Below are 21,576 nucleotides of genomic sequence, written 5' to 3'. Positions count from 1 at the left end.
CCTGACGGCCGGGGCAATCACTTATTTCTGATAGATTTTTGACAGATCCTGGAACAGATAGACCGGTTTCGGCTCTGCCTCCTGGGTGCCGCCGAAGCGCTTGTCCACCGCGACGGTCGCATTGGTGTAGGCAATCGGGTAGTACGTCATGTCGTTCGCTACGGTCTGCTGAATTTGCTTGTAGATATCGGCACGTTTCGCGGCGTCGGTTTCCACTGCGCCTTTATCCCACAGAGCATCAAACTGCGGATTTTTGTAATGCGCGTAGTTATAGGCTTCGTTGCTCATGAACAGCGATTTGTAACCGTCCGGCTCGGAGCCCATGATGTAGCCGCCCAGGTTCAGCTCCCACGCGGTGTTGTTCATATCAAGGCTGCGCTGAGACATGGCGTTGGAGTCCAGCGGCATCAGCTCCACGTTCACCCCAATGCCCTTCAGCGCCTGCTGAATATAAAGCGCCATGCTCTCCTGGGTTTTGTTGGTGTTCACATATGCCAGGCGCAGCTTGAGGTTGTCCGGCGCGCCGGACGTCTTCAGCAGCTCTTTGGCTTTTTGCAGATCGAACTTGTACTGCTCGACGTCATCCGTCTTGTAAAGCGTATCTGGCGTCAGGAACGAGGTCGCCGGTTTAGCGTAGTCCAGCGAGGTAAACGCGGTCTGGGTCAGCTCGTCCTTGTTGATGGCGTAAGCAATGGCCTGACGCAGTTCTTTACTCTTCATCACCGGCACGTTCTGGTTGAACGTCATATAGGCCAGACGGCCTTCCGGATAGACCACGAAGTCAAACTTACCGGTATTTTTCAGGCGGTTCACATCCTGCGGGTCAACCATCTTCAGGTTGATTTCCCCGTTTTGCAGCGCCAGGTTGGCGGCGTTGCTGTCTTTGGCGAAACGGTAGGTGACCGAATCAAGCTTCGCTTTTCCGTTCCAGTAATCGTCAAAACGGGTCAGGGCGTAATACTGCCCGGCGCGGTACTCTTTGAATTTGAACGGCCCGGAGCCGACCGGCGCATCGTTTTTGGTGCTCTTTTCCAGGTCACCTTCACCGGCGAACACGTGCTGAGGGATCGGGTAGATCTGCACCAGCGTTCCGGTAAAGGCCGCGCTGACCTGCGGTAGGGTGAACTTCACGGTGCGCTCATCCACCTTGCTCACCTGTACCGGCTTGTCGCTGTAGGTGAACATGCTGCGGAAGAAGCTGTGCTGTTTGGCATCCAGCAGCTTATTGAAGGTGAAGACCACGTCATCCGCCGTCAGCGGCTGTCCGTCCTGCCATTTGAGGTTGGGTTTTAACGTCAGGGTATAGCTCAGGTTGTCGGCAGAGGGCGTCAGGCTTTCCGCCAGGCCCCACTCGATCTTACCGTTGTTGAAGCTATAGAGCGGGGCATAAAGCGCCTGCATGATGGTTAACGTCGTACGGTCACTGGCATAGAGCGGATTCACGGCTAACGGGTCGCCGGAGGTAATACCGATAATCAGCGAACCGCCCTCTTTTGGCGCGTCGCTTTTTGCCGCAGCCACACTGTTTGTCTCTTTATTTTTCGCATCATCACAGCCCGCCAGGCCTAACGCGAGCGAAACGACCACTGCCGATAACAGAAGCTTGCGCATCTCACTAACTCCTTGCCTTATAAAGTGTTTATTACTGCATCTTTTATTTATGTTGAAGCATCATATTCAGCTTTATCGGTTTACGCATTAATTATGAAAATGCGATTTTCGATTAAGCTTATGCCGGATTTGATATATATAAGCGCCGGAAGGAATAGCGGCAGATCGATTACGCTCAGTTGGTTAAACGCTTCACAAATCTCCTGCTACACTGCCTCAACACATCACTCAAAAGGCAGACCAACATGTCAGACAACACGTATCAGCCACCGAAAGTGTGGGAATGGAAAAAGAATGGCGGCGGCGCGTTCGCCAATATTAACCGCCCGATCTCCGGCGCAACGCATGAGAAAGATTTGCCAGTCGGTTCGCACCCGCTGCAGCTTTACTCTCTCGGTACGCCGAACGGCCAGAAAGTGACGATCATGCTCGAAGAGCTGCTGGCGCTGGGCGTGACGGGCGCGGAGTATGACGCATGGTTGATCCGCATCGGCGAGGGCGACCAGTTCTCCAGCGGCTTTGTTGACGTCAACCCGAACTCGAAAATTCCGGCACTTCGCGACCACTCCACGAACCCGCCAACGCGCGTCTTTGAATCCGGCAATATCCTGCTCTACCTGGCAGAGAAGTTCGGTCACTTCCTGCCGAAAGATCCGGCGGGACGCACCGAGACGCTGAACTGGCTGTTCTGGCTGCAGGGCGCGGCGCCGTTCCTCGGCGGTGGTTTTGGCCACTTCTACAACTATGCCCCGGTGAAAATTGAGTACGCGATTGACCGCTTCACCATGGAAGCCAAACGCCTGTTCGACGTGCTGGATAAACAGCTGGCGCGGGGGCGTTACGTCGCGGGTGAGGAGTACACCATCGCGGATATTGCCATCTGGCCGTGGTTCGGCTGCGTGGCGCTGGGTAGCGTTTATAACGCCGCCGAGTTCCTCGACGCAGAGAAGTACACCAACGTGCAGCGCTGGGCGAAAGACGTGGCGAATCGCCATGCCGTTAAGCGCGGACGCATCGTTAACCGTACCAGCGGCGAGCTGAACGAGCAGCTTCACGAACGCCACGCGGCGAGCGACTTCGAGACAAATACGGAAGACAAGCGTCAGGCGTAATGTTCCGCCGGGTGGTTCGCCGCCCGGCAGCAGAGATCCTTATCCAGGGCATGATTAGCTTAAAGGTTGAGTCGGTATTGCTGGCACTATCTGGGCGTTTTTCTCGCGTCAGAGAGTGAGAAATGACGTCTCAATCGACAGCAGTCACAAAGGATCTGTTATGAAACTTATTAAAACAACTCTGGTTATCAGCGCCCTCATTTTTTCCACCTCGGGAATGGCCATCGACAAAACCGCCGCTGGCGCGGTAGCAGGCGCTGCCATTGGCGCGGCCACGGGCAAAGATCTGAAATCGACCGTTGGCGGCGCCGTCGTGGGCGCAGGAACCGGCGCCATGTTCAAAAACGGCGAGAAAGGTAAAGCCGCGCGTAAAGGGGGTGCGGTAGGTGCTGCCGTGGGCGCAGGTGCCGCGGCGGTTACCGGTAAGAGCGTGCTGAAAGGTGCGGCCGTTGGTGCAGGTACAGGCGCGCTGATTGGTGAAGCGACGCACTGATATACTTCGCCGGGCGGCACTCTACGAGCCCGGCCTCGTTGTTATGCAGTAATCCCTCCGCACAAGGTCTCAAATTTTTGCGATCCGCTTTCAGAAATCACATCTTCCCCTGTGTCGCAACTCAGTGAATAATTGCCTATCGTAGCCTGAAGATTACAATGCATTTGCTTATCGTAAACTACAGGCTACAATAATGGCTAAGGTTAAACACTACATCACATCTGACGGGTACGATCCTTTTGATGCATATCTGAGAAGTGTGAAAGATCCCATAGCAAAAGCCATGATTGCTACGCGTGTCGCCAGAATGTCAACGGGTAACTATGGTGATTGCAAGCCATGCAGAGAGAGCGTTTCAGAGCTCAGAATTAACCAGGGGCCGGGTTACCGTGTCTATTTCAGCGAAGTCTCCGATCCGGCAGATGGCACAGTGAGTCTGGTGTTATTGACTGGAACGAAAAAAATGCAAAATGCAGATATTGAAAGGGCCGTTGAGTACCTCAACGACTACAAGCGCAGAATATAAGAGGAAATCGTAATGGCTAAATCAGTACTACATGATGACGCAATGGTACAGCTCCTGAAAGATTCTCCAGATTTCGCGCCCGTATATCTTCATCAGGCTTTCATTGAAATTGACGAGCCCGGAGGCTATGAGGCGTTCATGCTGGCTTTACGGCATGTCATTGAAGCCTCTGGCGGGATGACCGTCATTGCAAAACGCGCAGGTATTTCCCGCGAATCACTCTACAAATCACTCTCACCAAACGGCAACCCCTCATTTAAGCGTATCGCAGAAGTAGCATCTGCAACCGGATACCCGATTTCCCGAATTGCAGCTGCAGGGTTAAACGCACCAGCGTGAGACGCACGTCAAAACATGCCCGAAAGTGCTAGCCGGACGAAGCATCAATGACGATCGTCATACTGAAACGCTATTGGAAATAGGTGGTAAGAGACATGCCTGCATGCCGCCTCACCAGTTGCATTAATACTTAATGTCCCGCGCTTTTTGTCTTCCGGACTGTTTCATCTGACGCTTGTCCTGACGGCAGTCGTGATTGCTCTGGTTATTATTCGCGACGCAGGCCTGCTTCACCTGCCGTGACGTGTCGCGGGTTTCCTGCCTGACATCACGTGCCACGCGCCGTTCCTGCGCCTGCTGGGTCGCACTGGCAAAAACCGAGAACAGCATCAGAAAAATGAAAGAGAGAACAGGGATAACGGATAACGATCTGTTCATAGCAACACCTCATAGAAGAGAGCCCAGAACGTCAGGGGGGTTAGCAAAAGAATAGCAGTTTCAGCGCGCGCTGAAGGGGGAAGGCTTTAATAATTCAAGGCCGCAAAACGCGGCCTTGCAACGTTGCGTTATGCCGTCAGGCGGAACTTCTGCACCGAGCGCTGAAGATCTTCCGTCTGGCGCTCCAGCGCGGCTGCCGCCGCGGAAACTTCCTCCACCAGCGAGGCGTTTTGCTGAGTGACGCCATCCATCTGCGTAATGGCAATCCCGACCTGCGAAATGCCCTTGCTTTGCTCCTCAGAGGCGGAAGCGATTTGCTTCATGATGGTCGTCACTTCCGTTACGTCGCGCAAAATCGCATCCATGGTGGTGCCGGTATCGCCTACCAGCTTCGCCCCCTGCTCTACGCGGGAAACGGAATCGGTAATCAGCCCCTCAATCTCTTTGGCCGCGTTGGCGCTGCGGCTTGCCAGATTGCGAACTTCACCTGCCACTACCGCGAAACCACGACCCTGTTCGCCCGCGCGCGCCGCTTCAACCGCCGCGTTAAGCGCCAGAATGTTAGTCTGGAAGGCAATGCTGTTGATAACGTTAGTGATTTCAGCAATTTTCTTCGAGCTTTCCGAAATTCCGCTCATGGTGGTCACCACCTCTTCCACCAGCGAGCCGCCGCGGCTGGCGGTGGTTGAGGCCACATCTGCCAGCTGGCTTGCCTGGCGCGCGCTTTCCGCGTTCAGCTTCACCGTGGCGGTCAGCTGTTCCATGCTGGCTGCCGTCTCTTCCAGCGCAGCCGCCTGCTCTTCGGTACGGGAAGAGAGATCGTTGTTACCGCTGGAGATTTCCGTCGCGCCGCGCCAGATATTTTCACTGCCGGAGCGAATCGTGCTGACCGCTTCGCGCAGGCTGTCCTGCATGGCGCTCAGCAGCGGCACCAGCTGTCCCACGCAGTTGCGGCCAAACGGCTCAATGGGCTGGCTGAGATCGCCCTGGGCAATCTGGCGGAACTGCTGGCGAATGCGGTCCAGCGGTTTGACCAGCATCGCCACCAGGTAACGGTCGGTGAAGAGCAGGATCAGCAGGCCGATAATCGTGGCGACGATTATCACCGTGCGGGTCATGCTGGTCAGGCCGTCCACCACCACGCGGGTGCTATCGAGCGATTTCGCGGCGGCATTGTTGAACGCCTCGGCAGCCGCACCGAACGCGCGGCTCAGCGGTGGCGTAACGTTGTTGGCCTGCTGGCGATACCCCTCCAGAGCCCCCTGCTTTGCCTGCTGCATCTGCGGCGTAACGCCCTGTTCAAGCAGCGCCTGCCAGGTGCCGATCACCCGGGAAGAGATCTGCTCATCCATCGGGCCAGGAGAGATCGCTTTCATCTCGGCCAGTTTCTTACCCATGTTATCCAGCGCCTGTTGGGCAGAGGCCAGATCCGGCGTGCCGCCTGCGGCTTTAACTTCCATGGCGCGGCTCAGACGGGTCACAAAGCGGAAATACTGATCGTTGCCCTGGCTGAGCACCGTCATCTGTTTAACCAGCTGGCGATCCACGTCGTTGCCATCAGAAACGCGGGAAAGGGACCAGGTGCTGTACAAGCCAACACCCGCCCACATTAAACAAAAGATCCCGAGAATCGTCAGCATGACGAAGCGGATCGTGAAATTACGGAGCATATTCATAAGTCTTCCTTGCCGTGAGGGTGAGTTCGCCCAGAGGCGAGTACTACTCTCGTTATCGGCAGGAAGTGACGAAGGTATAATCTTTCGCGCGTAATTTTATAAAAATCTTCACTACCCTACCGATCGCTGGAAAAGGATAATCGCTGCGGGGAAAATCTCTCTGCACAATACGTGTTTTAATATTTCACCAGCCGTCGAAATGTAAAACAGACAAACAATCAATTAACCACATAACCCGAAAGGGTTAATATCCCAGTGAATGAGACGGTCAAAGTACCGCACATACAGTCAAGAAACCCTTTAATTTGTATGCAAATCATTCCAAAACATTTACCGAATGAATTAATTAAAATTTATTAATCAGGTTTAATTATTTAAACGTCAGTTATTGCGCGGGATATATTCTTAGATTTCATTACATCCCCAGCCACTAAGAAAGTTCTTATTTTAAATAAATTCATTTAAAAAGAGCCGGACAATTTTCGACTCATCCAGAGAACTTCAAATGCGCAAATTAATGAATCGTACGTTGCTTTCACAATGTGTTTTAGTAGCTTTAACCTCATTTGGTGCCCAGGCTGCCGCCACGCCCGCCACGCCCTGCCAGCCCGGCGTGACATCGCAGACCTGCGGTTTATCGAAGTACAAAGATAATAGTTTCTATCAGGAGCCCGGCGTGACTAATGCCATTATGGCCGACACCACCGCAAATAATATATTTATGGATGGAAGCCGTGAATCAGGGGATACCCAGTCATTGACCGTTTCCGGCACCGATATGTCCGGCCATTATATTCAGGGCAGCAACGGGGGCACGGCTAATATTACGCTGAATAACGGCGCCACCGCCGATATGATCGAAGTGGGCAATACTGGCGCAACCACCAATACGACGGTGACCATCGATGGTGCCACGCTGAATGGCGAAAATGACGCCGGAAGCTACGAGGGAAAGAAAGCCTATATGATGGGTTCAGCCATTTACCTCGACCCGATGGATAAAGGCTACCACACCGTGAACGTTGAGAACGGCAGCGTACTACACGGCAGTATTCTCAGCGCGGGGGCCGGTGCGCAAAATATTGCCATCAGCGACAGCACGATGGATAAGGGCGGTATTTACGCAGGTAGCGATAAATCTGATACCAGTATTACGCTGACTAACGCTTCCGTGGATGCCTCGCAGAGCGAAATCGCGCAGAACATCGACACGCTGGCGGTAAAGCTGAGCGAATACAAGCCCTTCAGCGACATCAACCTGGATGCCTTTGGCGATGTCGCCATCGCGATGTACGGAACGAAGGCCGATTCGCTGGCGCTGAATAACAGCACGATCGCCGGAGACATTGGGGCCATTAACGAAAACGGTTCCACCCGTATCTCACTGACGAATAACAGCGTTGTAAATGGTAATGTGACCGTCGAGGGCAATTCCGCAAATTCCGTTCTGGTGGATAACAGTACCGTGAATGGCGAGATAAATACCAGCCAGAATAAGGGCAGCAGCACCATCACGCTGCAAAACAATGCAACCGTCAACGGTGATATAACAACGGGTGCAGGTGATGATACGGTCGTGCTGACCAATGATTCACATGTAAATGGCAATGTTAACGGCGGTGACGGTAGCGATACCCTTTCAATGGATGCGGGCAGTTCCGTCTCCGGACAAATAAGCCAGTTTGAAACGGTGAATACCACCAGCGATAACAGTATTGCCATTGATAAAATTAACGATGCAACCAGCTGGAGTTTGCAAAACGGTTCAACCCTGACTGCCACCACCACCGGCAGCAATGCGCTGGTTACCATGAGCACCGACAGCTATGTGAATTTCGGTAATATTACCGGCGCCAATAACGCAGTCATTGTGAATAGCATCACCCCGTCAGCACTGAATCAACGTAACGTTATTCTGGGTACGTTCACCACTTCAGGCAGCAGCGCCCCAGAAAATTATGCCGCAGCAAGTTTTACCAACGGCCAGCAGAATGTTGAGAGCCGCAGCGGAGCCTATAACTACGACAATAGCCTGGATATTGTTGCTGCCGACGGCGCGCCGCAGACGATGCTGGCAGCCGATAATAGTCAGAACTGGAATATTGAATTCAATAGCCAAAGGGGCAATCTCGCAAGCGACGTTCAGGGGCTGGTTGCTGGTCTGGATGGAGCTGAACAAGCCGGTCATCAGGTGGCTGATGATATTAGCAACCATATGAACCAGGTGCATCTGGCGAACCTGCTGGGAGAGCAGCAGGACGGCGCGCAGGTGTGGGGAGATTTCCTTTATCAGAACGGGAATTTCAGCAACGATGTCGACTATAAAAGCATCACTCAGGGTGCGCAGGGCGGCGTAGACTGGACGGCGCATCTGAATAACGGCGACAGCGTGACCGGCGGTATCGCGCTGGCGTGGACGCGCAGCCGCGTGCAGGACACCAGCGACGGTGCGGATAGCTTCAAAGACAGTGTTTACGGTAACTACTACAGCCTGTATGGCGGCTGGCAGCAGGCGCTGAACGGCCGAACCTGGGGTCTGTTTGCAGACGGCAGCTTCAGCTACGGCGATATGCGTTATTCGCTGTCTGCCAACAACGTGACGGGCGATACCAGCGGCATGACGGAAGCGCTGAACGGCTCCACCGATGGCAGCCTGTATATGGCGCAAGCCCGTACCGGCGTCAATGTGCTGCTGCCGGGCGAAACGCTGCTGCAGCCTTACGCCACGTTAGGCTGGGATCAGACCAAAGCAAACGGCTTCTCTGATAGTGCTGTGACCTTTGCCGACAGCCAGGTCTCTTCCTGGAACAGTGGCGCTGGCGTGAGGCTCACCACCACCCTTCGCGATTTGAACAAGAACGTGAAGGTGATGCCGTGGATTGACGCGCGCTTCCAGAAAGAGTTCAGCGATAACACCGACATTCAGGCGGCGGATTATCACAATACCTCTGGCCACAACAACTCCATGGGCATCTTTGGGGCAGGCATCAATGCCACCATTGCCCATAACTTTACCCTGACCACCGGCGTGTATGTCGGTACGGGTGATGTGGATAACGATGCCAGCGTGCAGGCGGGTATGAGCTATAGCTTCTGATTGTCGTCTGATTGCCCGGTGACCAGCGTGTACCGGGCAATGCGGAACGCAACGTCTGACGCATCCCGAGGAAAATGGCTGGCAGGGAGTTCTGCCATCGCTTCTCCCCGGGATTTGTGTTTTGATAAGGACAGAATGAAAACGCCGTTTCAAAAATTCATCGATAAGAAAAGGAGACATCATGTCCTGGTACCCTGCCCCTGACCGCTACGAGAACATGCAATACCGCCACTGCGGCAAGAGCGGCCTTCGCCTGCCCGCGCTGTCGCTTGGGCTGTGGCATAGCTTCGGCCACGTCCAGCCTCTTGACGCCCAGCGCGCGCTGCTGCAAAAAGCCTTCGACTTAGGCATCACCCATTTCGATCTCGCCAATAACTACGGACCACCGCCGGGTAGCGCGGAAGAGAATTTCGGCCGCCTGCTGCGTGAGGATTTTGCCGCGCACCGCGACGAGCTAATTATCTCCACCAAGGCGGGTTACGACATGTGGCCAGGGCCTTACGGTTCGGGCGGTTCACGCAAATATCTGCTCGCCAGCCTCGACCAGAGCCTGAAGCGTCTGGGCGTCGAATACGTGGATATTTTCTACTCCCACCGCGTGGATGAAAACACGCCGATGGAAGAGACGGCCGCTGCGCTGGCCCACGCCGTGCAGAGCGGAAAAGCGCTGTATGTGGGCATTTCCTCCTACTCGACCGAGCGCACCCAAAAAATGACCGAGCTACTGCGCGAGTGGAAGATCCCGCTGCTGATCCACCAGCCGTCCTATAACCTGCTTAACCGCTGGGTCGATAAGACCGGCTTGCTGGATACGCTGGAAGCAAACGGTACGGGATGTATCGCCTTTACCCCGCTGGCGCAGGGGCTACTGACCGGAAAATACCTGAACGGTATTCCTGAAGGTTCACGCATGCAGCGCGAAGGGAATAAAGCGCGCGGCCTGACGCAGAAGATGCTGACCGACGCCAACCTGAGCAGTCTGCGTTTGCTGAATGAGATGGCGCACGCTCGCGGTCAGACGATGGCACAGATGGCGCTAAGCTGGCTGCTGAAAGATACGCGCGTGACGTCCGTGCTGATTGGCGCAAGCCGTCCGGAACAGATTGAGGAGAACGTTCGGGCGCTGGACAACCTGCGCTTTACGGACGACGAACTCAAGCGGATTGACCAGCATGTTGCGGATGGGGAGTTGAATCTGTGGCAGGCATCGTCTGATAAATAGTGCGATCTGTTGCCCTCACCCCGGCCCTCTCCCACAGGGAGAGGGAGCTAACTATTCCCTCTCCCTGTGGGAGAGGGTTAGGGTGAGGGGAATTACTTCTTACTGATCTTATCCAGATACCCCATCACAAACGCAGACAGCACAAACGTCAGGTGGATGATGACGTACCACATCAGTTTGTTATCCGGCACGTTCTTCGCGTCCATGAACACGCGCAGCAGGTGGATTGAGGAGATCGCCACAATCGACGCGGCCACTTTATTCTTCAGCGAAGAAGCATCCATTTTGCCCAGCCAGCTGAGCTTCTCTTTACGCTCGTCGATATCAAGCTGGGAGACAAAATTCTCGTAGCCGGAGAACATCACCATCACCAGCAGCCCGCCCACCAGGGTCATATCCACCAGCGACAGCAGAACCAGAATCAAATCCGCCTGGGCAATGGAAAAAATGTTCGGCAGAACGTGCAGGATTTCCTGAAAGAACTTAATCGTCAGCGCGACAAGTGCCAGCGAAAGGCCAAAATAGACGGGGGCCAGTATCCAGCGAGAGGCGTACATGGCATTTTCAAAAAAGCGTTCCATAAAGTCCTGTTTGCAAAAGAAACCAGCGCCCAGTATATCTCAACGGCGCTGACTGTTTACAATAACTCAACAGTACCTCACTCAGACGTTGTCCGGGTTCACCTCAGGACGCGCGAACTCTGGCCAGACAAGCGCCACCAGCTCAGGATAGGCTTCCAGGCTGAACTCGCGAAAACACTGCCGCAAATTTAATACGTCCAGATCGGAATAAGATACCTTCTCGCCGTTTAGGCAGCGCTTTTTGATATTGTCATAATATTTATACACTGCTGAATTCAGGTCGCTGCAGCGACGCTGCGCCTCAAACAGTCCGGGCGTATCATTAATTTCCGACATTTTCATGCGTTTAATTGTCGCGTGTAAAAAGTCGATATATTCGTGGTTCACCCGCCAGTACCAGACAGGCGTAACGGAGTTCATCAATACAGAGAAATGGTCTTCACCTTCCTCTTTTGTCATCAGTTCAGGTTGCGGGGGTTCACTGGCGTCTTTCGACACTTTCGTTTTATTGAACTCCTGCATCAATAAAAGAACACCAGCGGTCAGTAATAGTAATGTGATGACCGTAAAAAAGATGCTGTTCATGGGTAGGCTCCATTTTTTTTGATTTTAAATTTGCCTCATGATATTGTCAACGAATCTCACGCCTTTACCAACCCCACCCTGTTGAAATTAAAGGAAATTAAAAATGCTGCCCGACTATCTCGTCCCGGCTAAGTACCACATTACGCCTGTGGAACAGCAACCGACGGAAGCGGAAAAAGAGGCCAGTTTCACTCAGGGGAAAAGAAAGCTCTCCGATTTCGAGCCCGATATATTAATTGGTGTTTCCCGAACTGGCAAATCCCGAAATATGTTGCTGGAAGAGCACGATCGCCATATAAAAGACCGCTTATTTCGCGCCATAAAAATTGAAGCCTTTGTCCACCTGCTGAATGACCTGCAGGCCGAGGGCGAAATAGATGCCCAGAAACTAAGTCAAATATTGGCAGAGAAAACCGAAGAAATTAATGAAGCGGGCAATGAAATTTGGCTTAATTTAATTACGCGCGAAAAAAACAACCCTATTTTTTATAGCCTGGGGGAAGATTAACGTGAAAGAAGTTAAAAACAACGACGTTTATTTGACTTTAGATGATAAAAAAAGCGATCAATTTATCTTAAAGCAAAATCTCGACGCGCTGAGAAACACTAAAAATGACGAGATGACGCGTATTACGCAAGACCTGGTATCGATCCCGGCGACGCTGGTTCGTCTGAAATGGCAGAATCGCCGTGAAATTTATCCGCTACAGGTCAAAGAAGAAATTTACGGTGCCGTGATGAACGCCATCATGGAACAGCGGCCAGAACTGAAAGAGAAGCTTCTCGGACGTCTTGAGGCCAATTACCAGTATCTGCTTGCCAGAGAAATCGCCACCCTGCGCCTGACGCGTAAACTGTCAGACGGCGAGTACCGTACTTCTAACGTCACCTGCGTGGCGCTTGATGAGGACGCGCTGGCCACCCCCTCTACCGCACAGACGGAGAGTAAAAACGCATAAACCGACAGGCATAAAAAAAGCCGGCTTTCGCCAGCTTCTTTATCATTTCGAGGCCGCTTTCTCTTCGCCGACCAGCCCAATCTTCAGGTAACCCGCCTGATGCAGCGTGTCCATTACCTTCATCATGGTTTCATAATCAACGGTTTTATCCGCACGGAAGAAGACCGTGGTGTCTTTCTTACCGCCGGTAAGCTGCTCAAGAGCCGGGATGACTGAGTCTGCCGTCACCGGGTCGTTCCCGAGGAACATGGATTTATCCGCCTTCACCGACAGGTAGATAGGCTTCTCCGGGCGCGGCTGGGGCTGGCTGGAAGAGGCAGGCAAATTCACCTTCACATCCACCGTCGCCAGCGGCGCAGCCACCATGAAGATAATCAGCAGAACCAGCATAACGTCGATAAACGGCGTCACGTTAATTTCATGCATTTCGCCGTTATCGTCCAGATTTTCGTTCAGACGCATCGCCATAGCATTAACCTGCGCGCAGTTTAGACGCCGCGTGCACCGGCTTAACCGAGCTGGCATTCAGGTCGAGATCGCGACTTTGCAGCAGCAGAACCTGCGCGGCAACGTCACCCAGCGTGGCTTTATAGCTGCCAATCATACGCGCGAAAATGTTGTAGATTACGACCGCTGGGATCGCAGCAACAAGACCAATCGCCGTTGCCAGCAGCGCTTCCGCGATACCCGGCGCCACAACCGCCAGGTTGGTGGTTTGGGTCTGCGCGATACCAATAAAGCTGTTCATGATGCCCCAGACCGTACCGAAAAGACCGATAAACGGCGAGATCGCACCGATGGTCGCCAGATAACCGTTGCCGCGTCCCATGTGTCGGCCCACGGCCGCAACGCGACGCTCCAGGCGGAAACCGGTACGCTCTTTAATGCCTTCGTTATCTTCACTGCCAGCGGAGAGTTCCAGCTCGTTCTGAGCTTCATTCACTAACAGGGTGGTCAGGCTTTTCGCGTGGAAGGATGAGGTCATGTCAGAAGCCTGATCCAGAGAGCGGGCTTCAGCCAGCTGCTGCTGTTCCCGCTTAAGGCGACGCTTCTGCGAAAGCAGCTCGGCGCTTTTGCTGAAGAAGATAGCCCAGGTGACAACGGACGCCAGAATCAGGCCGACCATCACAATCTTAACCACGATGTCAGCATGCTGATACATGCCCCAAACGGAGAGATCCGTCTGCATCAAATTATTACCCACTCTGTATCTCCAGGACGCAAATCACAAAATCTGAGCGTAATAATATCAAAACGTCGTCGAATTGATAGTAGTTCTCATTAGTATTTGCATGGTGCCGTAATTTTCGCTCACTTTCCTTGCGCTTACGCAGTAAAAATTTCTTATGCGAATTTTTGCTAATATTTTCTGCTTATTCGATAAGCCTCGGGGTGCAGTTTTTTCCAATCGTGGTAGTCTGGACGTCCAGACGTATAAAAACAGGGTTAGCGAACATGACAAAGAAGCATCTTGATACCACGCTGGTACAGGCAGGACGCAGCAAAAAATATACGCAGGGATCGGTCAACAGCGTGATTCAACGCGCCTCCTCGCTGGTGTTTGATACCGTTGAGGAGAAAAAAATCGCCACGCGCAACCGCGCGAAAGGCGGGCTTTTTTATGGCCGTCGCGGCACGCTAACCCATTTTTCTTTGCAGGAGGCGATGTGCGAGCTGGAAGGCGGCGCGGGCTGCGCGCTGTTCCCGTGCGGGGCGGCTGCGGTCGCCAACACGATTCTGGCGTTTGTGGAACAGGGCGATCATATCCTGATGACCAACACCGCCTATGAACCCAGCCAGGACTTCTGCACCAAAATTCTCAGCAAGCTCGGCGTGGCGACCGGCTGGTTCGACCCGATGATTGGTGAAGGCATTGCCGAACTTATTCAGCCAAACACCCGCATCGTGTTCCTGGAATCTCCGGGGTCGCTCACCATGGAAGTTCACGACGTGCCGGCTATCGTGAAGGCCGTGCGCAGCAAAGCGCCGGATGCGATTATCATGATCGACAACACCTGGGCGGCGGGCGTGCTGTTTAAGGCGCTGGAATTCGATATTGATATCTCGATTCAGGCTGCGACGAAGTACCTGATAGGCCACTCTGACGGCATGATTGGAACCGCGGTCTCTAACGCGCGCTGCTGGGATCAGCTGCGAGAAAATGCCTACCTGATGGGCCAGATGGTGGACGCAGACACGGCCTACATGACCAGCCGCGGACTTCGCACGCTGGGCGTTCGCCTGCGTCAGCACCATGAAAGCAGCCTGAAGGTGGCCGAATGGCTGGCGCAGCATCCGCTGGTTGAGCGCGTTAATCACCCCGCGCTACCGGGCAGTAAAGGCCACGAATTCTGGCAACGTGACTTTACGGGCAGCAGCGGCCTGTTCTCGTTCGTGCTGAAAAAACGGCTGAATAACGACGAGCTGGCGAGCTATCTGGATAATTTTACCCTCTTCAGCATGGCCTACTCCTGGGGCGGTTTTGAATCCCTGATCCTGCCTAACCAGCCGGAACAGGTTGCGGCTCTGCGCCCAGGCGGTGAAGTGGACTTCAGCGGCACCCTGATTCGACTGCATATCGGTTTAGAAAATGTTGACGATCTGATTGCCGATTTAGCAGCAGGGTTCGAGCGTATCGTGTAGAGTGCTGGCTGAAAATGTACTCCCTGGACGCTTTTGTGGACACCGCAAGCAGAAAAGTCTGCATGAGTTGCGCCCGGGATCAAACCCGACGGGCGAATAAGGGAGTACAATAGCGCTATATCTGCTGTTCCACAGGAAAGTCCATGGCTGTTATTCAAGATATTATCGCGGCGCTCTGGCAACACGACTTTGCCGCGCTGGCGGATCCTCACGTCGTCGGTATCGTCTATCTCGTGATGTTCGCAACGCTGTTTCTGGAAAATGGATTACTGCCAGCCTCATTTCTTCCAGGTGACAGCCTGCTTTTACTGGCCGGGGCGTTAATCGGCAAAGGCGTTATGGACTTCACGCCCACGATGGTTATTCTCACCTCCGCCGCCAGCCTGGGCTGCTGGCTGAGCTATCTGCAGGGCCGCTGGCTGGGCAATACCCGCGTCGTGAAAGGCTGGCTGGCGCAGCTGCCGCATAAATATCATCAGCGTGCGACCTGCATGTTTGACCGACATGGCCTGCTGGCGCTGCTCGCCGGGCGTTTCCTGGCATTTGTTCGCACGCTTCTGCCTACGATGGCGGGCATTTCCGGTCTGTCGAACCGCCGCTTCCAGTTCTTTAACTGGCTGAGCGCCCTGCTGTGGGTGGGTGTGGTCACCACGCTCGGCTACGCGCTGAATATGATCCCCTTTGTGAAACACCATGAAGACCAGGTGATGACCTTCCTGATGGTGCTGCCGATGTTCCTGCTGGTCGCGGGACTGGTAGGGACTATTGCGGTAGTGATTAAGAAGAAGTATTGCAGCGCGTGACGTAATTGCCGGGTGGCGGCTACGCCTTACCCGGCCTACGTTTCCCCTCAGGCGCCCTGCATGGTTCGGATGCGTGATGCATCTTCCCCCGGCGTGACGCCGAAATAGCGCTTAAACTCCCGACTGAACTGCGACGCGCTTTCGTAACCCACCCGCATTGCCGCCGCGCTGGCCTTCATGCCGTCGTGGATCATCAGCATCCGCGCCTTATGCAGCCGGTAGGTTTTGAGGTACTGCAGCGGCGAGGTGCTGGTCACCGATTTAAAATTATGGTGAAACGCCGAGACGCTCATGTTCGCTTCCGCCGCCAGCTGGTCGACGCTGAGATTTTCCGTGTACTGGCTTTCGATACGCTTGAGCACGCGGCTTATCAGGCTGAAGTGGGTCTGTCGGCTCACCAGAGCCAGTAACGCCCCGCCCCCCGGGCCCAGCAGCACATGGTAGAGAATTTCGCGGATAATCTGCTTGCCCAGAATGCGCGCGTCCAGCGGCCTCTCCATCACGTCCAGCAGACGCTCAATGGCGCAGAGGATCTCTTCCGACAGCGTCGCCGAGTTAATCCCACTCGACGCCATCGAAGGCTGGAAGAGCTCGTCTTCACCTATCTCCATCAGCAGCTCCTGCAGCTGAAGAATATCGACGTTGACGCGAATACCGGCCAGCGGAACGGCCTCTGTCGCGAAGGTTTCACATTCAAAGGGTAAAGGTACTGTCAGAAGCAGATATTCATTGGTGTCGTAGCGGAACACGCGCTCGTTGATATAGCCAATTTTATGGCCCGAGAAGAGAAAAACGATGCCCGGCTGGTACATGACCGGCGTGCGCGTCCCGGGCTGCGTGCCATAGAGCAGGCGAATGTCCGGCAGTAGATCGCTGGCACAATTATCATTATCTATCAATCTCTTAATCTGCGCAGTGAGCTGCTGGCAGATAGCCTCACGGTTCATCTTGCGTTACTCCGGGTACGGTTATCGACGTTGACAGTGTGCGTCGTTTTCCGCGCTTTCTCCAGCGCTCTGTAGAAATGGGCAAGACATCGGCAGGAATGTGCATTGAGGACGTAGCCCTGGAAAGCCACAATGTGCAGCATCAGGTAGCCCTCCGCGCCACCACGGTTTTTCACCCACTAAAGGGAACGAGCAATGAATAACTTTAATCTTCACACCCCAACCCGCATTCTGTTTGGTAAAGACGCTATCGCTGACCTGCGTGCGCAGATCCCTGCTGACGCCCGCATGCTGATCACCTACGGTGGCGGCAGCGTGAAAAAAACCGGCGTGCTGGATCAGGTTTATAGCGCGCTGGACGGTCTGGACGTGCGTGAGTTCGGCGGCATTGAGCCAAACCCGTCTTACGAAACGCTGATGAACGCGGTGAAAATCGCCCGCGAAGAAAACATCACCTTCCTGCTGGCGGTCGGCGGCGGTTCCGTGCTGGACGGCACCAAGTTCATCGCGGCGGCTGCCCACTACGCTGACGGCATCGATCCGTGGCACATTCTGGAAACCCGCGGCAGCGACATCAAAAGCGCTATCCCGATGGGCTCCGTGCTGACCCTGCCAGCGACCGGCTCTGAATCCAACAAGGGCGCGGTAATCTCCCGTAAAACGACCGGCGACAAACAGGCCTTCATGAACGAACACGTTCAGCCTGTGTTCGCCATTCTGGATCCGGTTTACACCTACACCCTGCCTGCGCGTCAGGTAGCGAACGGCGTGGTCGACGCCTTTGTTCATACCGTTGAGCAGTACGTAACGTATCCGGTGAATGCCAAAATTCAGGATCGCTTCGCGGAAGGCATCCTGCTGACGCTCGTCGAAGAAGGTCCGAAAGCGCTGAAAGAGCCGGAAAACTATGACGTTCGCGCCAACGTGATGTGGGCCGCCACGCAGGCGCTGAACGGCCTGATCGGTGCTGGCGTGCCGCAGGACTGGGCAACCCACATGCTGGGCCACGAGCTGACGGCAATGCACGGTCTGGATCACGCGCAGACCCTGGCCGTTGTGCTGCCTGCCCTGTGGAACGAAAAACGCGACACCAAGCGTGCCAAGCTGCTGCAGTACGCCGAGCGCGTGTGGAACATCACCGAGGGTTCTGACGATGCGCGGATTGATGCCGCCATCGAAGCAACCCGCAGCTTCTTCGAAGGTCTGGGCGTGCCAACGCGTCTCTCTGGCTACGGTCTGGACGGCAGCTCCATCCCTGCCCTGCTGGCGAAACTCGAAGAGCACGGCATGACCCACCTGGGCGAGCACGGCGACATCACGCTGGACGTGAGCCGTCGTATCTACGAAGCGGCGCGCTAAGCGTTTTTGCCCTCCCGACTTTCGTTTTTTGACATTTCGTCCAGACTTAATGCACACCCCATCGCCGGAGGAACCCTCCGGCGATGCGCACCTGAAGGAGGAAAAATGGCAAACCAAACCGTAATCAAGCTGCAGGACGGCAACGTGATGCCCCAGTTGGGGCTAGGTGTATGGAAAGCCGGTAACGACGAGGTCGTCTCCGCCATTCATAAAGCCCTGGAAGTCGGCTATCGGTCCATTGATACCGCCGCCGCATACAAAAACGAGGACGGCGTGGGTAAGGCACTTGCCGGCGCTGGCGTCCCCCGCGATGAGTTATTCATCACCACGAAACTCTGGAACGACGATCAAAAACGCCCCCGTGAAGCGCTGGAGGAGAGCCTTGAAAAGCTCCAGCTCGATTTCGTCGATCTCTGGCTGATGCACTGGCCGGTTCCGGCTATCGATCACTACGTTGATGCCTGGAAAGGGATGATTGAACTGCAGAAAGAGGGGCTGGTGAAAAGCATCGGCGTCTGTAATTTCCAGGTTCATCACCTGCAGCGGCTGATTGACGAGACGGGCGTCGCGCCGGTGATTAACCAGATCGAACTGCACCCGCTGATGCAGCAGCGTCAGTTACATGCCTGGAACGCCACGCATAAAATCCAGACCGAGTCATGGAGCCCGCTGGCGCAGGGCGGCGAAGGGGTGTTTGATCAAAAGATTATCCGCGAGCTGGCGGATAAATACGGTAAAACCCCGGCGCAAATCGTCATTCGCTGGCATCTGGACAACGGCGTGGTGGTCATCCCGAAATCGGTCACGCCATCGCGCATCGCCGAGAACTTCGACGTCTGGGATTTCCGTCTGGACAAAGAAGAGCTGGGTGAGATTGCGAAGCTGGATAAGGGTAAACGTTTAGGCCCGGATCCGGATCAGTTTGGCGGGTAGTCGCAGAAAAAAGCCGGGTGGCGGCTGCGCCTTACCCGGCCTACGCGCTGACCTGTAGGCCCGGTAAGCGCAGCGCCACCGGGCATTGTTACAGGTTTAACCGATCTTACGTTTTACGTTCTTCTTCGTTCCCGCTCCACCGTTCGAACGCTGATGCACAATCGGCGTGTGCTTGGTCAGCGCCGGGCGCGTATTGCGGTTCTGGCGACGCGCTTCGCGCATCTCATCCAGCGTCGGGGCCGGTACCAGACAGTCGCGGCGCGAGCCGATCAGGTGTTTTTTACCCATCTCTTCCAGCGCCTGACGGATCAGCGGCCAGTTTTTCGGATCGTGGTAACGCAGCAGCGCTTTATGCAGACGACGCTGTTTATCCCCTTTCGGCACCACCACCTCTTCACTCTTATAACCAATCTTACTCAGCGGGTTCTTGCCGGTGTAATACATGGTCGTCGAGTTGGCGAGCGGTGACGGATAGAAGTTCTGCACCTGATCCAGACGGAAGCGACGCTGCTTCAGCCACAGCGCCAGGTTGACCATGTCCTCATCGCGCGTGCCCGGGTGGGCGGAGATGAAGTACGGGATCAGGTACTGCTCTTTACCCGCCTGCTTCGAATAGGTGTCGAACAGCTCTTTAAAGCGATCGTAGCTGCCCATGCCCGGCTTCATCATTTTCGACAGCGGGCCTTCTTCGGTATGCTCCGGCGCAATCTTCAGATAACCGCCGACGTGGTGCGTCGCCAGCTCTTTGATATAGCGCGGATCTTCCACGGCGATGTCGTAACGTACCCCGGAGGCGATCAGGATCTTCTTGATGCCCTTCAGGTCGCGCGCGCGGCGGTAGAGGTTGATCGTCGGCTCATGGTTGGTGTCCATGTGCTCGCAAATGCTCGGATAGACGCAGGAGAGGCGACGGCAGGTTTGCTCGGCGCGCGGCGACTTGCAGCGCAGCATGTACATGTTCGCGGTTGGGCCGCCGAGATCGGAGATCACGCCGGTAAAGCCCGGCACCGAGTCGCGAATCGCTTCGATCTCATTGATGATCGAATCTTCAGAGCGGCTCTGGATAATACGGCCTTCGTGTTCGGTAATGGAGCAGAAGGAACAGCCGCCGAAGCAGCCGCGCATGATGTTGATCGAGAAACGGATCATCTCATACGCCGGGATGCGTGCGTTGCCGTACGCCGGGTGCGGCACGCGCTTGTACGGCAGCGCAAAGACGCTGTCCATCTCTTCGGTGGAGAGCGGGATCGCCGGCGGGTTGATCCAGATAAAGCGCTCGCCGTGCTTCTGCATCAACGCGCGGGCGCAGCCCGGGTTGGTTTCATGGTGCAGAATACGGGACGCGTGCGCGTAGAGCACCTTGTCGGCTTTCACCTTCTCGTAGGACGGCAGCAGAACGTAGGTCTTTTCCCACGGCTTCGGGCGCGGCGGCTGCACGACGATAGCCTTCGCTTCCGCTTTTTTCGGCTCAACCGGCTTGTTATCGGCACACGGCAGATCTTCACCGTACGGGTGCGGGATCGGGTCGATTTTGCCCGGCATATCAATGATGCGGGAATCCACCCCGCTCCAGCCCGGCAGCGCCTCTTTCACCATGATGGCGGTATTGCGCACGTCGCGGATGCTGCTCACCGGCTCGCCCTTCGACAGACGGTGCGCCACTTCCACCAGCGGACGCTCGCCGTTACCGTAAATCAGCATGTCGGCTTTGGAATCCACCAGCACCGAGCGGCGAACGGTATCTGACCAGTAGTCGTAGTGCGCGGTACGGCGCAGGCTCGCCTCGATGCCGCCCAGGATCACCGGCACGTCTTTCCAGGCTTCTTTACAGCGCTGGGTATAGACCAGGGTCGCGCGGTCGGGGCGTTTACCCGCCACGTTATCCGGCGTGTAGGCGTCGTCATGACGCAGCTTACGGTCGGCGGTGTAGCGGTTGATCATCGAGTCCATGTTGCCTGCGGTGACGCCGAAGAACAGGTTCGGTTTACCCAGACGCATAAAGTCGTCTTTGCTGTTCCAGTCAGGCTGGGAGATGATCCCCACGCGGAAGCCCTGCGCCTCAAGCATACGGCCACAGATGGCCATACCGAAGCTCGGATGGTCAACGTAGGCATCGCCCGTGACCAGAATGATGTCGCAGCTGTCCCAGCCCAGTTGGTCCATCTCTTCACGGGACATCGGCAGGAACGGCGCCGGTCCAAAACAGGCCGCCCAGTACTGGGGCCAGGAGAAGAGGTCACGATCCGGCTGGATCAGGGAAATTGCGCTCATAATGCTTCCGAAGAAAAAATAGACAAAAGGAGCGGGATTAT

21 protein-coding genes are annotated in these 21,576 nt (G+C 55.0%); 12 read left to right on the top strand and 9 right to left on the bottom strand.

What is annotated here, in order from left to right:
* Nucleotides 1-21: 21 nt before the first annotated feature.
* Entirely contained in the window at nucleotides 22-1,611 is a 1,590-nt protein-coding gene (locus N037_RS09850; protein ID WP_032640603.1) for an ABC transporter substrate-binding protein, read from the bottom strand.
* Nucleotides 1,612-1,856: 245 nt separating this feature from the next.
* On the opposite strand from N037_RS09850, the gene yghU reads away from it, so the two are divergent.
* From yghU to N037_RS09830, 4 genes are all read left to right on the top strand, one after another.
* Nucleotides 1,857-2,723 carry a glutathione-dependent disulfide-bond oxidoreductase gene (gene yghU / locus N037_RS09845; RefSeq protein WP_023333386.1) on the top strand — a complete coding sequence of 289 codons (867 nt, stop codon included), beginning with the start codon at nucleotides 1,857-1,859 and terminating at the stop codon, nucleotides 2,721-2,723.
* A gap of 160 nt (nucleotides 2,724-2,883) precedes the next feature.
* Complete coding sequence (locus N037_RS09840) at nucleotides 2,884-3,216, top strand: glycine zipper domain-containing protein (RefSeq protein WP_023333387.1); 333 nt, start codon at nucleotides 2,884-2,886, stop codon at nucleotides 3,214-3,216.
* Nucleotides 3,217-3,409: 193 nt separating this feature from the next.
* Nucleotides 3,410-3,742 (top strand): type II toxin-antitoxin system RelE/ParE family toxin, encoded by a 333-nt coding sequence (locus N037_RS09835; RefSeq protein WP_032640601.1) that lies wholly within the window; start codon nucleotides 3,410-3,412, stop codon nucleotides 3,740-3,742.
* Nucleotides 3,743-3,754: 12 nt separating this feature from the next.
* Nucleotides 3,755-4,081: a helix-turn-helix domain-containing transcriptional regulator gene (locus N037_RS09830; protein ID WP_032640599.1), complete on the top strand. Its 327-nt coding sequence runs from the start codon at nucleotides 3,755-3,757 to the stop codon at nucleotides 4,079-4,081.
* 123 nt (nucleotides 4,082-4,204) lie between these two features.
* On the opposite strand, the gene N037_RS09825 is transcribed toward N037_RS09830, so the two are convergent.
* Both N037_RS09825 and N037_RS09820 read right to left on the bottom strand, forming a co-directional pair.
* Entirely contained in the window at nucleotides 4,205-4,459 is a 255-nt protein-coding gene (locus N037_RS09825; RefSeq protein WP_032640596.1) for a hypothetical protein, read from the bottom strand.
* Between the two features lie 128 nt (nucleotides 4,460-4,587).
* Nucleotides 4,588-6,135 (bottom strand): methyl-accepting chemotaxis protein, encoded by a 1,548-nt coding sequence (locus tag N037_RS09820; protein WP_023333397.1) that lies wholly within the window; start codon nucleotides 6,133-6,135, stop codon nucleotides 4,588-4,590.
* 676 nt (nucleotides 6,136-6,811) lie between these two features.
* Between N037_RS09820 and N037_RS09815 the strand changes: the two genes are divergently transcribed.
* Together N037_RS09815 and N037_RS09810 are read left to right on the top strand one after the other, a co-directional pair.
* Nucleotides 6,812-9,232: an autotransporter outer membrane beta-barrel domain-containing protein gene (locus N037_RS09815; protein ID WP_231686683.1), complete on the top strand. Its 2,421-nt coding sequence runs from the start codon at nucleotides 6,812-6,814 to the stop codon at nucleotides 9,230-9,232.
* A gap of 181 nt (nucleotides 9,233-9,413) precedes the next feature.
* Nucleotides 9,414-10,454, top strand: a complete 1,041-nt coding sequence (locus N037_RS09810) for an aldo/keto reductase (RefSeq protein WP_032640591.1) — start codon at nucleotides 9,414-9,416, stop codon at nucleotides 10,452-10,454.
* A 92-nt stretch (nucleotides 10,455-10,546) separates the two neighbouring features.
* Here N037_RS09810 and N037_RS09805 read toward each other — a convergent pair whose 3' ends face one another.
* Together N037_RS09805 and N037_RS09800 are read right to left on the bottom strand one after the other, a co-directional pair.
* The gene (locus N037_RS09805) at nucleotides 10,547-11,035 is read right to left on the bottom strand and encodes a TIGR00645 family protein (RefSeq protein WP_032640589.1); all 489 of its coding nucleotides are present in this window, start codon (nucleotides 11,033-11,035) and stop codon (nucleotides 10,547-10,549) included.
* Between the two features lie 81 nt (nucleotides 11,036-11,116).
* Complete coding sequence (locus N037_RS09800; RefSeq protein WP_023333401.1) at nucleotides 11,117-11,620, bottom strand: ESA_00282 family adhesion-associated protein; 504 nt, start codon at nucleotides 11,618-11,620, stop codon at nucleotides 11,117-11,119.
* 103 nt (nucleotides 11,621-11,723) lie between these two features.
* On the opposite strand from N037_RS09800, the gene N037_RS09795 reads away from it, so the two are divergent.
* Both N037_RS09795 and N037_RS09790 read left to right on the top strand, forming a co-directional pair.
* Nucleotides 11,724-12,128 (top strand): hypothetical protein, encoded by a 405-nt coding sequence (locus tag N037_RS09795; RefSeq protein WP_023333402.1) that lies wholly within the window; start codon nucleotides 11,724-11,726, stop codon nucleotides 12,126-12,128.
* Nucleotide 12,129: 1 nt separating this feature from the next.
* Nucleotides 12,130-12,579 (top strand): hypothetical protein, encoded by a 450-nt coding sequence (locus N037_RS09790; RefSeq protein ID WP_023333403.1) that lies wholly within the window; start codon nucleotides 12,130-12,132, stop codon nucleotides 12,577-12,579.
* A 42-nt stretch (nucleotides 12,580-12,621) separates the two neighbouring features.
* Here N037_RS09790 and exbD read toward each other — a convergent pair whose 3' ends face one another.
* Nucleotides 12,622-13,047, bottom strand: a complete 426-nt coding sequence (gene exbD, locus N037_RS09785; RefSeq protein WP_023309173.1) for a TonB system transport protein ExbD — start codon at nucleotides 13,045-13,047, stop codon at nucleotides 12,622-12,624.
* A gap of 4 nt (nucleotides 13,048-13,051) precedes the next feature.
* On the bottom strand, nucleotides 13,052-13,783 hold the full coding sequence (exbB, locus tag N037_RS09780; protein ID WP_032640587.1) for a tol-pal system-associated acyl-CoA thioesterase: 732 nt from the start codon (nucleotides 13,781-13,783) through the stop codon (nucleotides 13,052-13,054).
* Nucleotides 13,784-14,034: 251 nt separating this feature from the next.
* On the opposite strand from exbB, the gene metC reads away from it, so the two are divergent.
* Both metC and yghB read left to right on the top strand, forming a co-directional pair.
* Complete coding sequence (gene metC, locus N037_RS09775; protein ID WP_032640585.1) at nucleotides 14,035-15,222, top strand: cystathionine beta-lyase; 1,188 nt, start codon at nucleotides 14,035-14,037, stop codon at nucleotides 15,220-15,222.
* A 143-nt stretch (nucleotides 15,223-15,365) separates the two neighbouring features.
* Nucleotides 15,366-16,025, top strand: coding sequence for a DedA family general envelope maintenance protein YghB (yghB, locus tag N037_RS09770; protein WP_023309176.1), 660 nt, complete (start codon nucleotides 15,366-15,368; stop codon nucleotides 16,023-16,025).
* A 47-nt stretch (nucleotides 16,026-16,072) separates the two neighbouring features.
* On the opposite strand, the gene N037_RS09765 is transcribed toward yghB, so the two are convergent.
* Entirely contained in the window at nucleotides 16,073-16,972 is a 900-nt protein-coding gene (locus tag N037_RS09765) for an AraC family transcriptional regulator (RefSeq protein WP_032640583.1), read from the bottom strand.
* A gap of 195 nt (nucleotides 16,973-17,167) precedes the next feature.
* On the opposite strand from N037_RS09765, the gene yqhD reads away from it, so the two are divergent.
* Nucleotides 17,168-18,331, top strand: a complete 1,164-nt coding sequence (gene yqhD, locus N037_RS09760) for an alcohol dehydrogenase (protein WP_032640581.1) — start codon at nucleotides 17,168-17,170, stop codon at nucleotides 18,329-18,331.
* Nucleotides 18,332-18,436: 105 nt separating this feature from the next.
* The gene (dkgA, locus tag N037_RS09755; RefSeq protein WP_032640579.1) at nucleotides 18,437-19,264 is read left to right on the top strand and encodes a 2,5-didehydrogluconate reductase DkgA; all 828 of its coding nucleotides are present in this window, start codon (nucleotides 18,437-18,439) and stop codon (nucleotides 19,262-19,264) included.
* A 96-nt stretch (nucleotides 19,265-19,360) separates the two neighbouring features.
* Here the strand turns inward: dkgA and N037_RS09750 are convergent, their stop codons facing one another.
* Nucleotides 19,361-21,535: a YgiQ family radical SAM protein gene (locus tag N037_RS09750; RefSeq protein ID WP_032640577.1), complete on the bottom strand. Its 2,175-nt coding sequence runs from the start codon at nucleotides 21,533-21,535 to the stop codon at nucleotides 19,361-19,363.
* Nucleotides 21,536-21,576 lie beyond the last annotated feature (41 nt).

The sequence above is a fragment of the Enterobacter sp. EGD-HP1 genome (assembly GCF_000733275.2).
In the GTDB taxonomy this organism is placed as follows: domain Bacteria; phylum Pseudomonadota; class Gammaproteobacteria; order Enterobacterales; family Enterobacteriaceae; genus Enterobacter.
This window is presented reverse-complemented; position numbering and strand designations above follow the sequence as displayed.

Bases quoted from the DNA above. Each gene is read 5' to 3' on its own strand.
- N037_RS09850 (WP_032640603.1), bottom strand. From the start codon at position 1,611: ATGCGCAAGCTTCTGTTATCGGCAGTGGTCGTTTCGCTCGCGTTAGGC.
- yghU (WP_023333386.1), top strand. From the start codon at position 1,857: ATGTCAGACAACACGTATCAGCCACCGAAAGTGTGGGAATGGAAAAAG.
- N037_RS09840 (WP_023333387.1), top strand. From the start codon at position 2,884: ATGAAACTTATTAAAACAACTCTGGTTATCAGCGCCCTCATTTTTTCC.
- N037_RS09835 (WP_032640601.1), top strand. From the start codon at position 3,410: ATGGCTAAGGTTAAACACTACATCACATCTGACGGGTACGATCCTTTT.
- N037_RS09830 (WP_032640599.1), top strand. From the start codon at position 3,755: ATGGCTAAATCAGTACTACATGATGACGCAATGGTACAGCTCCTGAAA.
- N037_RS09825 (WP_032640596.1), bottom strand. From the start codon at position 4,459: ATGAACAGATCGTTATCCGTTATCCCTGTTCTCTCTTTCATTTTTCTG.
- N037_RS09820 (WP_023333397.1), bottom strand. From the start codon at position 6,135: ATGAATATGCTCCGTAATTTCACGATCCGCTTCGTCATGCTGACGATT.
- N037_RS09810 (WP_032640591.1), top strand. From the start codon at position 9,414: ATGTCCTGGTACCCTGCCCCTGACCGCTACGAGAACATGCAATACCGC.
- N037_RS09805 (WP_032640589.1), bottom strand. From the start codon at position 11,035: ATGGAACGCTTTTTTGAAAATGCCATGTACGCCTCTCGCTGGATACTG.
- N037_RS09800 (WP_023333401.1), bottom strand. From the start codon at position 11,620: ATGAACAGCATCTTTTTTACGGTCATCACATTACTATTACTGACCGCT.
- N037_RS09795 (WP_023333402.1), top strand. From the start codon at position 11,724: ATGCTGCCCGACTATCTCGTCCCGGCTAAGTACCACATTACGCCTGTG.
- exbD (WP_023309173.1), bottom strand. From the start codon at position 13,047: ATGGCGATGCGTCTGAACGAAAATCTGGACGATAACGGCGAAATGCAT.
- metC (WP_032640585.1), top strand. From the start codon at position 14,035: ATGACAAAGAAGCATCTTGATACCACGCTGGTACAGGCAGGACGCAGC.
- yghB (WP_023309176.1), top strand. From the start codon at position 15,366: ATGGCTGTTATTCAAGATATTATCGCGGCGCTCTGGCAACACGACTTT.
- N037_RS09765 (WP_032640583.1), bottom strand. From the start codon at position 16,972: ATGAACCGTGAGGCTATCTGCCAGCAGCTCACTGCGCAGATTAAGAGA.
- yqhD (WP_032640581.1), top strand. From the start codon at position 17,168: ATGAATAACTTTAATCTTCACACCCCAACCCGCATTCTGTTTGGTAAA.
- dkgA (WP_032640579.1), top strand. From the start codon at position 18,437: ATGGCAAACCAAACCGTAATCAAGCTGCAGGACGGCAACGTGATGCCC.
- N037_RS09750 (WP_032640577.1), bottom strand. From the start codon at position 21,535: ATGAGCGCAATTTCCCTGATCCAGCCGGATCGTGACCTCTTCTCCTGG.